This window comes from Tropicimonas aquimaris (assembly GCF_042676185.1).
GTDB lineage: Bacteria > Pseudomonadota > Alphaproteobacteria > Rhodobacterales > Rhodobacteraceae > Tropicimonas > Tropicimonas aquimaris.
This window is the reverse complement of sequence record NZ_JBHTJT010000060.1, coordinates 177,010-189,021: the sequence shown is the minus strand read 5'-3', so window position 1 is coordinate 189,021 and position 12,012 is coordinate 177,010. Positions and strand designations below refer to the sequence as shown.

Here is a 12,012-nt window from a genome sequence, read left to right as displayed (position 1 = left end):
GTAGCGCGGCATGAACTTCAGGCAAATCTCGCGGAGGGCGGTTGGGGCAGGGAGAAGCAGGTTGCCGAGACGGCCAAACCCGCTCCGCCTTCGGAAAACGCTCCCCGCGGCAAGGTCTACGCTGCCGCGGGATCGCAGGGATCGAGCAATTCGTCGAAGTGCGGTCCGTCAGCTCCTCATCCGGCTGAAGGCCGGGTCGTAGGGGGAGGGAGGAATGACTTCCGCAGCCGCGAGCCTGCCGCAGAGATCCACCTGAGTCACGGAGCCGATCTCCGCGTGTCCGGGCTCGACGAAGGCGAGGGCGAGGTTCAGGTCCACGCGATGCCCGTAGGCAGCCGAAGTGATCGTCCCGACCACCCTGCCGTCGTGCATCAGGGATGCGCCAGGGTGTGCAGGGGCGTCGCTGGCGTCGATTTTCAGCGTGACCAGCTTCCGGCGCGGACCCTCCGCGTGACGATCCAGCAGGGCGACCTTCCCGACGAAGGCTCCCTTGTGCAGCTTCACGAACCGCGACAGGCCGGTCTCGAAAGGATCGAACTCGGTGATGAGCTCCGCCTTCCAGTGCAGGAAGCCTTTCTCCAACCGCATCGACTCGACGGCCCGGGCTCCGAAGAGTTTCAGGCCATGGGCTTCGCCCGCCGCACGAAGCGCCAGGTAGGCGGCATGGAGCGACGCGTTGGGGACGTGGATCTCGTAGGCGAGCTCGCCCGAGAAGCTGACCCCCAGGATCGTCGCGGGCGCAAAGCCGACCTGGCATTCGCGCACGGACAGCCAGGGAAAGGCCTCCGCCGACCAATCCCCACGGGCGCAGCCTGACAGCACCGCCCGCGCCTTCGGGCCCGCGAGGACCAGGATCGTCTGATCGTTGGTCAGGCTGCGCAGCTGGACATCCTCGTCCGGTCGCAGATGGGCGCTCAGCCAATCCATGTCGTGGTATTCCGACGCCGCAGCCGACCCGTACCAGACGCGGGCCGGGCCCCGGTCTGAGGCCGGCAGGTTCGCCAGCGTCGCTTCGGCCTTGATGTTGCCGAGGTGGTTCAGCAGATAGCCGAGCCCGACACGGCCCTCGCGCTTCTTCACGGCGCCGCAGAACAGCCGGTCGAGAAAGGCGTGGCGATCCGCGCCGGTGATCTCGATCCGGTTGAACCCGTTGACCTCGGTCAGCCCGACGTTCTCGGCGACATTGCGGACCTCGGCGGCAACGATATCGAAGGTCTCGTCGAAATCGAAACTGGGCGTGAAGTGGAAATCGGGCGACGGCTTGATGTAATCCACCCGTTCCCAGCCGTTCACCACCGTGAAGTCGGCCCCTTCGGTGGCAAGCACCGGAGTCAGGGGCGTGGTCTTGGCGGGACGCCCGGCGGGGCGGTGCTCGTGGGGGAAGTGGAAGCGGAACTCGTTCTGGTAGTCCTCGATCGCCTTGAGGGCGGTCAGCTCCACGGTCGCGTGGCCGGTGAAACGGCGCGGGTCGATCACCCAGGTGTCGTAGCAGGCCTCGCCATGGACGATTTGCTGGGCCAGCAACCATCCGTGCCCGCCGCCTTCACCGAGGCCGGCGCGCAGGCCGATGATGCAATAGGCATTGCGCTTGCCGGGGATGGGGCCGACCAGGGGGGCGCCGTCGATCGTATAGGTGATCGGCCCGTTGACGACGCGCTTGATGCCGACTTCGGTGAGAACCGGCATTCGGGCGAAGGCGCCCTCCAGCACGTCCATGATCCTGTCGAGATCGTCCGGGCACAGGTCGTTGGAAAAGCCGGGGTCGATGCCGTCCATGCCCCAGGTCTTGCACTCCTGTTCGTAGAACCCGATCAACAGCCCGTCCTTCTCCTGCCGGCAGTAGTAGTCGCTGATCGGGCAGCGCAGCAGCGGCATCCGGTGCCCGGCGGCCGCGATGGCCGGAATGTCCTCGGTGACGAAATACTGGTGCTCCATCGAGGCGACGGGATGCTGCACGCCCATCATCGCGCCCACCTCGTTCACGCGGTAGCCGCAGGCGTTCACGACGATATCGCAGTCGATGTCGCCCTTGGCGGTATGCACGGTCCAGGTGTCGTCGCTGCGCTGCGTCAGGCCCGTCACGGGGGTGTTGCGATAGACCTCCGCCCCGGCCCTGCGGGCGTGGAAGGCCAGAGCCTGGCAGAGTTGCGCGGGATCGATATCGCCATCCTCGCCGTCCCAGAGCCCGCCGAGGAGGTTCTCGGTCGAGATCAGCGGGTGGCGGCGGGCGCATTCCGCCGCGTCGATCACCTCGTACTCCACCCCCATGCCACGCGCCATCGAGGCGAAATGCCGATACCCCTGCATCTGGGCCTCGGTGTTCGCCAGCCGGATTCCCCCATCGCCGTGGTGGTAACCCACCGGGTAGTCGGGATCGTCCCGGAGCTTCTTGTAAAGCGCAATTGAGTGGGATTTCAGGCCGACCATCGTCTGCGTCATGCCGAAATTCGTCACCTGAGCGGCCGAGTGCCAGGTGGTGCCGGAGGTCAGTTCATCGCGTTCGACCAGGACCACGTCCGTCCAACCTTCCTGCGTCAGGTGGTACAATGTCGAACATCCGGCGATCCCGCCGCCGATGACCACGACCTTGGTTCTGGATTTCATGGCGCGCATTCCCGTTGTCACGACTGCGGTCACCCTGCCAGAGGCTTCCTGATTTGAAAAACAGACTTATCAGCTAAAGTTCATCTGTGAATCAGAGGTTTTGTCGATGACCTTGTCCCTGCGCGCGATGCGCTATGTTCAGGCGGCGCTCCAGAAGGGCAGCATCTCGGCCGCCGCCGACGCGATGAACGTCGCGCCTTCCGCCATCTCGACGGCGCTGGCGCAAGCCGAAGCGACCTTCGGCATGGCGTTGGTGACCCGGGCGCGGGCCAAAGGTATCTTTCCGACCGCGGCGGGGCGCGAGGTGCAGCGGCGCATCGACGATCTGCTGGAGCGGTACGAAGCGCTCCTGGCGGATGTCTCCGATCTTCGGGCGGGCGTGTCGGGCACCCTCGCCATCGGGTACAACGCGCCGATCGCGCCGGCATTCTTCCCGGCGATCACCGCGCAGCTTCTCGCGGCACATCCCGAGGTGACGCTCTCCTTCAGCGAGGGTGACAACATGTCGATCCGAGCCGGGCTGATGGACGGGCAGTTCGATGTCATCCTGTTCGTCGAGGACCTGCCGACCCCACAGATAGCCACCCGCCCGTTGATCTTCGCGCCGACGTATTGCCTCTGCCCGGCGGACCATGCCCTTGCGCAGCAGGACGCGGTGTCGATCCCTGAGATCGTGCGCGAGCCGCTCATACTGCTCGACCGACCCGCTGCCCGCAGCTATTACATCGAACTTCTGACCCAGAGCGGCGCGCCGTTCAGGATTGCCGCGACCGCAAACTCGACAGAGATGGTCCGTTCCCTTGTCGCGCAAGGGCTCGGCGTTTCTCTCCTGAACATGCGCCCACGGGATATCCCGGCCTATTCCGGCAAGGGCGTTCGGTGCTTGCCAATTGCGGGAGCAACGAACGGGGTGCTTCTGTCGCTCGGCTTTGCTCCCGGGCCAACGCGGCAACTGGCGCAGATTTTCATGGACGCCTGCGTTGCTTTCTTCGACGGGCCGGATGGGGCGGGGTTTGTCGTCTCCAGCGGGAAATGACCCCAGGCGCACCGCGGAAGCGACCAGCAGGGAGATAGGGGCGCGGTTCGCGTTTCAAGGCCTCGCTGTCACGACGGCTCTATAAGAGGGGCGGAACAGCCGCGTTTGCAAGAATCTCCATGAAGTGTCCTGTAAGTCCGATTAATTCTGTCGATAAGTCGGTCAGCCAGACACTGACGTGTCCCAGCCTTCCCAGAAACTGAACACATGACCGCGTCTTGCGTGGGCGGGTGACCGGCAGAGCGCGCGCCGCCGGGACCGGATTAGAGGAGATGGATGGTGAAGCGGCATCAGCAAAAGCCGGGACCGAACCGCAAATGCGAACTGGACGTGCGGCGCTGGGCCAAGCTGCGTTCGGCGCGCCGCACGCTGCACGTTCTGAAGAGCGCCCTGGTTTTGCTCGTGATCTTCCCGGCGATTGCGGCGAGCGAGGACGCTCCTGCCGGACTTTCGATCGAGCTCAGTTCGGCCGAGGATCTCCCGGGCACCTGCCGGATGAGCTTCCTGATCCTGAACGGTTTCGCACAGGATATCGATCAGGCGGTTTACTAGACGGTGCTCTTCTCCCTTGAAGGGCAGGTCGCGCTGATGACCCTTCTCGACCTCAACGACCTCAACGACCTGCCGGCCGGCCCCGTTTCCGGCAGTTCCAGTTCGACGGGCTGGAATGCGGCGAGATCGGATCGGTTCTAATCAATGGCGCGCATGCGTGCGAGGGAGAGGGGGCTGGCCGAGGGCGCCTGCATCGACCGGCTCGAACACGGGCTAGGGACGTTGGACATGGTCGCCCAGCTGGCGCCGCTTCTTGGGCTTTTCGGAACCGTGCTCGGCATGATCGAGGCGTTCCGGCAGTTGCAGACGGCGGGGTCTTCGGTCGATCCCTCGCTTCTGGCGGGCGGCATCTGGGTGGCGCTTCTGACCACCGCGGCGGGGCTCGCCGTCGCCAACCGCGCGCTGCGCACCGTGTTCTCGCCCGCTAAGGGGGAGGTCGCGCCGCGTTCCCGGTGGCAGATGGACCGCATGGCCCATGGCGCTTGAGACGGTTCGCCGGCGGCGGGGGCGGTTGTCCATGACGTCGCTGATCGACGTCATCTTCCTGCTGCTGCTGTTCTTCATGTTGTCCTCGACGTTCTCCAGGTACGGCGAGATCGAGCTCAATGGCTCCGGGGCAGGGGGCTTGGCCGGCGATCGGCCGGTCCTGTTCCTGCGTCTTGCCGCGGAGGACCTGCTGCTGAACGGGCGACCGATCGCCTTCGACACCCTTCCCGAGACGCTGGCGGAGCTGATGGGCGGGGAAGAGCGGATCGTGCTGATCAGCCTGATGTCGGAGACGTCCTCCCAACGGCTTGTCGACCTTCTCGCGCTCTTGCGCGGGGTCGATGGGCTTACCGCCAGTGTTCTGGGGTAGTCCATGGTCCGCCGCAAATCCGCCGCCCGCAAGGAGCCGACCATCGCGCTGATCAACGTGGTGTTCCTGATGCTGATCTTCTTCATGATCGCGGGGACGCTGGCGCCGCCGCTCGACAGCGACCTTTCGCTTGTCGAGACCAGCGGGCTGGAGGCGCGCGAGCCGCCGGACACGCTGATCATCCATCCGGACGGGCGGCTGTCGCTGCGGGGGCGGACGGTGGAATCTGTCGGGCGCTTTCTGGCCGAGCTGCCTGAGGACGTGAGGCAGGGTGCAATCCGCGTCGTGCCGGACCGGGAATTGCCGGCTGCGGATCTCGTCCGCATCGGAGGCGAGCTGCGGGCGGCCGGGGCCGCCGGCGTGCTGGTCGTGACCGAGAGGGCGCTGCAATGATCCCGAGATCGAGAGGCGCCGCCCTGGCAGCCATCGCCCTCGCCGCGGCCACACATGGCGGGTTTCTGCTGGTGCAGGCTGCGCAGCCGCGGATCGAGATCGAGGGCGGTGCGGCGGGAGAGATATCTGTGCTGGGCAATTCCTTCGCCGACTTGTCCGCTGGCATTCTGTCTCCTGAGGTCGTCAAGGAAGCGTCCAGCCAGCCTGTCGCGGACTCTGCGCCGCCTGCCTCCAGTGCGCGCCTCGCCCCGACGGCCCCAACGGCCAGGCCAATGGCGCCCACTGCCGCCCAGGCATCGCGGCCCGTCCGCGTTGCGCCGACTGTGCAAGCGCCGTCCGACGTCCCGGTCCCGCAGGCGGCGAAGCCTGTCGAGCCGGTGGCGACGGCCAGAGCGGTCGCGCCGGATCCGATGGAGCCGGAGCCGGAGACACCCCACGAGGAAGCCGCAAAGGACGCCCCCACCGAACGCGCGCCGACGCAGACCGAGCGCCCGCCAGAGCGACCGACGCGTGCGGATGTTGCACAGCCGGCGCCAGCGAAGACGCAGGCCGAGCCACCCAAACGGTCGGTCGCGAGCGCGCGGGGAAATTCCGACACCAATGCCCGGGCAGGTGTGGCGACGGGCCAGGCGGAGGCCACGGCCACGGCCGCCGGCGCAGCGGAGGGGCGGTCGAGCAGGCAGGGCAATGCGGCCGAACCCAACTACCCCGGCAAGGTCTTCGCCCGGATCAACCGGACGCGGCGCTCGGTCACCAACGCGCGGGGGGAAACCGTGGTGGCCTTTGCCATCGGCGCCAATGGTGCGCTTACGTCGATTTCGATCGCGCGGAGTTCGAGCTCGCCCAGCCTCGACGAGGCCGCATTGGCGCAAGTCCGCCGCGCCGTGCCCTTTCCCCCGCCGCCGCCGGGCGCGCGCCGGTCCTATTCGGTGAAGATCAGCGGGCGATGAGGCCCGGAGCGGCTCAGATGTGGTGCAGGATGAGGGGGCGGCCGTGCAATTCCTCGACCTGGATCTCCATCCCGAAGAGCGCCGAAAGCACCGGGTTTGTCAGAACCTCCGTCGGCGCCCCGCAGGCAGCGATCGCGCCATCCTTGAGGGCTATGATGTGATCGGCCCAGGCAGCGGCGTAGTTGATCTCGTGGACGACCATGACGACGCGTCGGGGGCGGGGCGCCTCGGGCCGGCTCAGCGCGTGAACGCGGGCCATGAGGGCGCGCGCGTGGAACATGTCTAGGTTGTTGAATGGTTCGTCGAGCAGGAGCCAGTCGGTCCCCTGCGCAAACCCCATGGCGACGAAGGCGCGCTGCTGCTGGCCACCGGACAACTCGTCAAGAAACCTGTGCTGAAGGGCGCCGAGGTCGAAGGATGCGATCGCCTCGCCTACGGCGGCCTCGTCCTCGGGGCCGGGACGGCCGCGGTGATGCGGCCAGCGGCCGAAGCCCACGAGGTCGCGCACCCGCAGCCGCGACGCCACGCCCAGCTGCTGTGCGACGATGGCGAGCTTGAGGGCGAGGTCTGGCGAGGACGTTCGGACGAAGTCCTGTCCATCGACCTCGATCCGCCCGGTCTGGAGCGGCAGCAGCCGCGCAACGAGATTCAGAAGTGTCGACTTGCCCGCGCCGTTTGGTCCGATCAGGGCGGTGATGCCGGTGTCGGGGATCTCGACGGAGACGTCCCGCAGGATCTGCGTCTGGCCGATGCGGTGGCTGACGTTGCGGATGGAAATCATCGGATGCGTCCCCTGAGTACGAGGTAGAGGAAGAACAGGCCGCCGAGGAATTCCACGATCACGGAGAGGGTGGATTGCATCCTCAGCACACGTTCGAAGAGCGACTGGCCCGCCACGAGGACCAGCGCGGCAAGCATTCCGGCTGCGGGCAGGAGAAGTGCGTGGCGGTGGGTGCGCATGATCCCGTGTGCCAGCGCTGCCACCAGCAGGCCGAGAAAGGTGATCGGCCCGACAAGCGCGGTCGAGACGGAGACCAGCGCGGCGACAAGCGCCAGGAGGCCCAGCACCAGCCGGTCGAAGGGCAGACCGAGCCCGATCGCCGCATTGCGCCCGAGTGCGACGACGTCGAGCTCCCCGGCGATCCGCCACAGCACGGCAAGCGCCAGCACGGTGACGGCTCCCGTTATGGCGAGTTGCAGTGGCTCGACCGCGCCGAAACTCGCGAACATCGCGCCCTGCACCACCGCGAACTCGGACGGATCGATGATGCGTTGCAGGAAGGAGGTGAGGGAGCGGAAAAGCACGCTGAAGATCACGCCCACCAGCAACATGCGATGCATGTCCTGCCGACCGCGGCCCAACAGGAGGTTGAATAGCAGCATCGCCGCGCCCGTCATCACCAGCGTCTCCAGCAAGAACTTCCCCCGCCCGGATGCGTGGCGTAGCCGATGCCGCCGAGCAGGAACACGAGCACTGTCTGTATCAGCAGGAAAAGCGCGTCGAACCCCATGATCGCGGGCGTCAGGATACGGTTGCCGGTGATGGTCTGAAAGACGGCGGTGCTGGTGCCAAGGGCCACTCCGACCACCAGAAGCGCGGCGAGCTTGATTGCGCGAAGCTCCAGGACGAAGCCGACCGGCCCCTTTAGCTCCCAGAACAGAAAGAACGCGCTCGCGGCGGTCAGCAGGGCTGCGAGCAACATCAGGCGGCGCTCAGGCACGGGCGGGCCTCCCCAGCAGGAGCCAGAGGAAGTAGGCCTCTTCGGGTTCCTGTGCCCAACCGGCCGTGGCAACCAGCGTGGAAGCGCCGAGCAGCAAGGCTCTTCGTGCTCTCATGATCTCTGTCCCGCCTTGTAGTTGACTAAATTAGACAGGTATTTACCGTGCAGAGATCGCACGGAGCCAGTGGGCGGCCTTTGCAGGCGCGCCAGATGTCTTTGCCAGAAGGTCAAAGCATCGCCGGAGCCAGCCCAAGGTGCCTTTCTGCAACGAAATATTCGAGGGGTTAGCGATGCCGGATGGCGATTGCATGGAACACGGGGGCCATCGCAGCGGCCGCTGCGGTGAGCGATTCGATGCGATTGGCAGCCGGATTTCGCCGCGCTGGACGGGCACTACATCAAGCGGGTGCTGCGGGAGGGGCTGTCGCTATCCGCGCAGGATGTCAGGGTGCGGGCACCGTTCGAGGTGCGCGGGGTGCGGGCGGCGGGGGTGATGCTGCACTTCGTGCTGGAAGGCCAAGTTCGGCCGTCGCGCGGCGGGGAGGCGCTCGATCTCGGGCGGGGGGCGGGAGAGCCGGTTCGGATGGTCATGAGCGCGGCCAACGACCCGATGGCGTTTCGCCGCTGCGGCAGCGCGGGCGACCGTGTGCGGGGGGTCAACGTGGAGATGTCGCATGCCTGGCTTCGCGAGAACGGCCTTGGAGCTTTGGCCGACGGGACGGAGCCGTCCCTTCGGCGGAACTGCGGGAGCGTGCATCCGGAAGATGTCCGGATGCTGGAGCGGCTGATCCGCCTGATGCCCGAGGACACGCCGCTGGCGCGTCTCGAGGTCGAGGCGCTGGCGTTGCGGTTGATCTGCAGCACATGCGCCCAGTTTGCAGGTCGGGCTGGGTGCCGCGCGGGGATGAGCCGTGACGACAGTCGCAAGCTGGAGCGCATGGAGCAGTTCATCGAGGCGGGGCAGGGAGATCTGTCCGAACTGTCAGAGATTTCCCGGATCGGCAATGTCAGCCTGTCGAAAATGCGGCGGATGTTTTGCGCCGCCCACGGCTGCAGCGTGCAGCATTACGTGCGAGACACTCGCCCGTGCCTCCCTCGAACGGGACGGGGTGACAGTGGCCGAGGCCGCGCGGCTTGCGAGCTTCCGCTCACTTGCCAATTTTTTGACGGCGTTTCGGAGGGCGACGGAGTTTGCTCCGTCACACCTTTCAAAGTCGAGGGTCCGAACCCCGCCGTTCTGAGCCTCATCAAGTCGCTGCCCTGAATGTCAGGCGGCGTCCAGAAGAGGAAGACTGGGGATGACCTCGGGCGCCGGGAGGATGCGCAAGCCGGAGGTTTGCCGAAACTCGACGCAGCACCGGCGGCCGGAGCTCCGCCTCGAACGCGCGGATCTCTTCGAGGTCGTTGGGGACGGTCAGCATCTGGACGACGCCGATGTCCAGCCCGCCATCTGCGCCCTCGGTCACGGTGCTGCCGGCCATGCGGAACGTCAGGCGGATATGGGGGCATGACTACGGCAAGCGTGGTCTCGCCCGAGATCGGCGCACCTGGGGCGTCAGTTGCGAAAGGCACCGCGCCCATCCCGATCACGTTCCTCAGGTTTTCCTGGAGTTTATGCTCGGCCTCCAACGGCACGTACCGGCTGCAGGCGAACGGCGCTGTCAGGCCAGCGTCGGTCCGGGTGATCGCGATGTCGATCAGGTTCATCGTCTGGGGCCCGATGAAGCCGGCATCGAACGGTTTGCCTAGATGGTTATGAAGATCGATCGGACGGCCGGCCTGTTCGATCTGGCCGCCGATCCGGATCTGGCCGTCGGATGCAACTCCGGCCCTGAGATGAGTGCAGTGGTGGAAACTCCAGCAGCCGTACGGAGGGCCAGCGCAACGAAGTCGTCGTCCTCGATCCGCAGGTCGTCCTCGTGGGCGGCGTCGATCGTTCCAAGGGAACTCTTGAGGTTGGACAATTCGACTGAGGCCAAGGTCACCGCTCTTTTCCTTCTGACTCGTTCTGACCGCGGCGGACGGCGTACCTTTAAGGCGCGCGTGGCGGCCACTTCGCGACGAATGTCCTGTCGCCCCGGCCGTCCTTCTCGATGGCCCCGTTCCGCCTACGGCAGGGGCTCGATGTCGAACGTGTTCAGTTTGGCAAAGATGCACCCGGTTCAAGGGGCCGCGATCATGGCGTCCGGCTCGATCAGACCGGTGCGCACCGTGTTGACCTGGGGGCGCCCGCGGGGAGCAGATCGAGCACGGGCCGGCGAACACATTCTAGGCCAACGGTTCCCACCTCCTGCGCGCCCGGTGATCGGCCGAGGGCGTCGTCGCGCCGGTGGAGTCAGGGCATTCCGTCGCGCGGGCCCGTATCCAGTTCTCACTACTGGTGCAGGAGGGCCATCATCTGGGCGAGGGTGAAACTTGGCGACCAAATGGGCGATCACGGGGGGGCTGACCCGAACGTGTCCGTCCTCGAGCGCGTCGAGCACCCCGAGCGGTTTTACCTAGTCTCCAGCATGGGGCACGAAAGAAACGCTTCCCTCCGTCGCCGGAGCCGCGTGCAACATGGCAGAGCAAGGGCCGCGGCGGCCTCCATCACGCGCTTGGGGCATATGCGGGTGCGCGTCGTTTCCGGGATCGGAACAGCGACTTCGGGGCGGGTGACACCGCGTGTCCGGCACTCATGCGGGGCTCTTCCTCCCCGATAACTCGCTGGTTTCGCTCACTAGGTCCGCAACCTTGGATGGGAGCGGGTGGCGCCTGCGGGGGAGGTGGTCGATGACCGCACGACGAGATCCGGCCGTAGGACGACATGCGGCTCCGCGATCTCGTCCGTGCCTTCCAGCTGGTCGATGAGGCGGCTCACCACCATTTCGGACATCAGGTCGGCGGGTTGGCGGATGGTGGTGAGGGGAGGGTGCATGACCTTGGCGAGGTAGATGTCGTCGAACCCCACGACGGAGAGGTCTTCGGGCACCCGGTAGCCGAGTTCGCGCGCCCCGGAGAGCGCGCCGATCGCGTACATGTCGTTGACGCTGAAAACCGCCGTCGGCGGCTCGTCCAGGGTGAGCAGTTGGCGGATCCCGATCCGGCCGAGTTCGGCCGCATGGCTGTCGCCGAATCCTGCAACGTCGGGGGCGAGCCAGATCAGGCTTTCGTCGACATCGAGTCCCGACCGTTCCATCTCCGCGCGCATACCCGCCAGGCGGCCCGTCCGGCTCGAGGTGCCGATGGGGCCGGAGATGAACCCGATTCGCGTGTGCCCCAGTCCGATCAGGTGTCGCGTCGCAAGGCGCGCTCCGAGATCCTGGTCGACACTGACGGAACAGGAGATCATGGCGTTGCCGGCGGGGGTTCTACGATCGAAGGCGGCAATGCGCATGTCCTTGCCGATCTGCTCCGACAGGTGTCCAAGCGACAGTGGCGATGAGCCGAGGATGACTCCCCGGATCGATGAGCCATAGAGCGAACTGAGATACTGGGCCTCCAGTCTCGGATCGCGCTCGGCGTTGCAGATCATAACCTGGTATCCCCGCTTTTGCGCTTCTTTCTCGATCAGCTGCGAAACATTTCCCCAGAAAGGGTTGGCCACGGAGGGAACGACAAGGCCCAGCGTTCTGATCTGCCCCGATTGGAGCTGCCGGGCGACGGCGCTGGGCGTGTACTGGAGTTCGGAGATGGCTTCCTGCACACGCTGCAGGGTCTGGGCCCGCATCTTGGAGTGCCTGCCGTTGATCACGTTGGATACCGTGCTGACGGACACGCCGGCCCTTGCTGCTACGTCCTTGATCCCTGCCATCGTCGTTCTCTCGTCCATTCTGCCCAAACCGGGTGTGAGGCAGCTTCCAGCCATCGGCCGTAGGCGTCCATCGGACGGCTTGTGATTGGTAATACGGTACACCAATA

The 12,012-nt window shown here is 66.1% G+C and carries 14 protein-coding genes and 1 pseudogene; 7 read left to right on the top strand and 8 right to left on the bottom strand.

The window, feature by feature from the left end; genetic code table 11:
- Positions 1-168 precede the first annotated feature (168 nt).
- Entirely contained in the window at positions 169-2,604 is a 2,436-nt protein-coding gene (locus ACFQ2S_RS24140) for a GcvT family protein (RefSeq protein WP_386079121.1), read from the bottom strand.
- A gap of 106 nt (positions 2,605-2,710) precedes the next feature.
- On the opposite strand from ACFQ2S_RS24140, the gene ACFQ2S_RS24135 reads away from it, so the two are divergent.
- The 6 genes and pseudogenes from ACFQ2S_RS24135 to ACFQ2S_RS24110 all read left to right on the top strand — a co-directional run bounded on the left by ACFQ2S_RS24135 (position 2,711) and on the right by ACFQ2S_RS24110 (position 6,391).
- Positions 2,711-3,640, top strand: a complete 930-nt coding sequence (locus ACFQ2S_RS24135) for a LysR family transcriptional regulator (RefSeq protein ID WP_386079118.1) — start codon at positions 2,711-2,713, stop codon at positions 3,638-3,640.
- Between the two features lie 279 nt (positions 3,641-3,919).
- Positions 3,920-4,192 (top strand): hypothetical protein, encoded by a 273-nt coding sequence (locus tag ACFQ2S_RS24130; protein WP_386079116.1) that lies wholly within the window; start codon positions 3,920-3,922, stop codon positions 4,190-4,192.
- Positions 4,193-4,378: 186 nt separating this feature from the next.
- Positions 4,379-4,678 (top strand): annotated as a pseudogene (locus ACFQ2S_RS24125) (MotA/TolQ/ExbB proton channel family protein); the annotation flags it as partial.
- A 31-nt stretch (positions 4,679-4,709) separates the two neighbouring features.
- A complete protein-coding gene (locus ACFQ2S_RS24120; protein ID WP_386079113.1) occupies positions 4,710-5,048 on the top strand; it encodes a biopolymer transporter ExbD in 339 nt (112 codons plus the stop codon).
- Positions 5,049-5,051: 3 nt separating this feature from the next.
- Entirely contained in the window at positions 5,052-5,441 is a 390-nt protein-coding gene (locus tag ACFQ2S_RS24115) for an ExbD/TolR family protein (RefSeq protein WP_386079111.1), read from the top strand.
- Positions 5,438-6,391 carry a TonB family protein gene (locus ACFQ2S_RS24110; RefSeq protein WP_386079108.1) on the top strand — a complete coding sequence of 318 codons (954 nt, stop codon included), beginning with the start codon at positions 5,438-5,440 and terminating at the stop codon, positions 6,389-6,391. Before ACFQ2S_RS24115 ends, ACFQ2S_RS24110 begins: the two co-directional genes overlap by 4 nt.
- Before the next feature lie 13 nt (positions 6,392-6,404).
- Here the strand turns inward: ACFQ2S_RS24110 and ACFQ2S_RS24105 are convergent, their stop codons facing one another.
- From ACFQ2S_RS24105 to ACFQ2S_RS24090, 4 genes are read right to left on the bottom strand one after another with little or no spacing between them, the layout of a single operon-like run.
- Positions 6,405-7,172, bottom strand: coding sequence for an iron ABC transporter ATP-binding protein (locus ACFQ2S_RS24105; protein ID WP_386079106.1), 768 nt, complete (start codon positions 7,170-7,172; stop codon positions 6,405-6,407).
- On the bottom strand, positions 7,169-7,807 hold the full coding sequence (locus ACFQ2S_RS24100; protein ID WP_386079103.1) for an iron chelate uptake ABC transporter family permease subunit: 639 nt from the start codon (positions 7,805-7,807) through the stop codon (positions 7,169-7,171). Before ACFQ2S_RS24100 ends, ACFQ2S_RS24105 begins: the two co-directional genes overlap by 4 nt.
- Positions 7,789-8,112 (bottom strand): iron chelate uptake ABC transporter family permease subunit, encoded by a 324-nt coding sequence (locus tag ACFQ2S_RS24095; RefSeq protein WP_386079100.1) that lies wholly within the window; start codon positions 8,110-8,112, stop codon positions 7,789-7,791. The genes ACFQ2S_RS24100 and ACFQ2S_RS24095 overlap by 19 nt, the downstream gene beginning before the upstream one ends.
- Entirely contained in the window at positions 8,105-8,227 is a 123-nt protein-coding gene (locus tag ACFQ2S_RS24090) for a hypothetical protein (RefSeq protein ID WP_386079097.1), read from the bottom strand. The genes ACFQ2S_RS24095 and ACFQ2S_RS24090 overlap by 8 nt, the downstream gene beginning before the upstream one ends.
- Positions 8,228-8,560: 333 nt before the next feature.
- Here ACFQ2S_RS24090 and ACFQ2S_RS24085 point away from each other — a divergent pair, with 333 nt between their 5' ends.
- Positions 8,561-9,376, top strand: a complete 816-nt coding sequence (locus ACFQ2S_RS24085; protein WP_386079095.1) for a hypothetical protein — start codon at positions 8,561-8,563, stop codon at positions 9,374-9,376.
- On the opposite strand, the gene ACFQ2S_RS24080 is transcribed toward ACFQ2S_RS24085, so the two are convergent.
- The 3 genes from ACFQ2S_RS24080 to ACFQ2S_RS24070 form a co-directional block, all read right to left on the bottom strand.
- Positions 9,360-9,593 (bottom strand): hypothetical protein, encoded by a 234-nt coding sequence (locus tag ACFQ2S_RS24080; protein WP_386079092.1) that lies wholly within the window; start codon positions 9,591-9,593, stop codon positions 9,360-9,362. The genes ACFQ2S_RS24085 and ACFQ2S_RS24080 overlap by 17 nt on opposite strands.
- Before the next feature lie 264 nt (positions 9,594-9,857).
- Positions 9,858-10,097 carry a hypothetical protein gene (locus ACFQ2S_RS24075; protein WP_386079089.1) on the bottom strand — a complete coding sequence of 80 codons (240 nt, stop codon included), beginning with the start codon at positions 10,095-10,097 and terminating at the stop codon, positions 9,858-9,860.
- Positions 10,098-10,831: 734 nt separating this feature from the next.
- Complete coding sequence (locus tag ACFQ2S_RS24070) at positions 10,832-11,905, bottom strand: LacI family DNA-binding transcriptional regulator (protein WP_386079087.1); 1,074 nt, start codon at positions 11,903-11,905, stop codon at positions 10,832-10,834.
- Positions 11,906-12,012: the final 107 nt, after the last annotated feature.